Here is a 304-nt window from a genome sequence, read left to right on the forward strand (position 1 = left end):
CGGTCGATTTGAGACCGGTGGGCCTTGGCGTTTTCAGCGGTGATGGCAGCAATTGGGTGAAGCCTTTTCGACTTCGTGGCCGTTTCAATGCTGACTCCGATTGGAAGTCATGGACTGATCACACCTTGCTGATTGGTGGCGCCGTTTTGAAGGAAGCCGGGATTTTTGACGCGGTCCGTGCTTTCAGAGAGACCGTGGCTTTTCCCGATGAGGCCTTCATGGCTATGTTAGAGTCATTCCTTCCACAAACCAATACCTTCGTTGTGACGAATGGTGAGATTGGTTTTTCTTTGAAGGAGCTGAG

Annotated in this window: 1 protein-coding gene; it reads left to right on the forward strand. The window is 51.3% G+C overall.

Annotated elements, in window-relative coordinates:
• A partial coding sequence (locus tag GO013_RS16940; protein WP_163813215.1) for a hypothetical protein occupies positions 1–304 on the forward strand: 304 nt, incomplete at both ends.

The organism is Pseudodesulfovibrio sp. JC047, from assembly GCF_010468615.1.
Lineage (GTDB): Bacteria > Desulfobacterota > Desulfovibrionia > Desulfovibrionales > Desulfovibrionaceae > Pseudodesulfovibrio.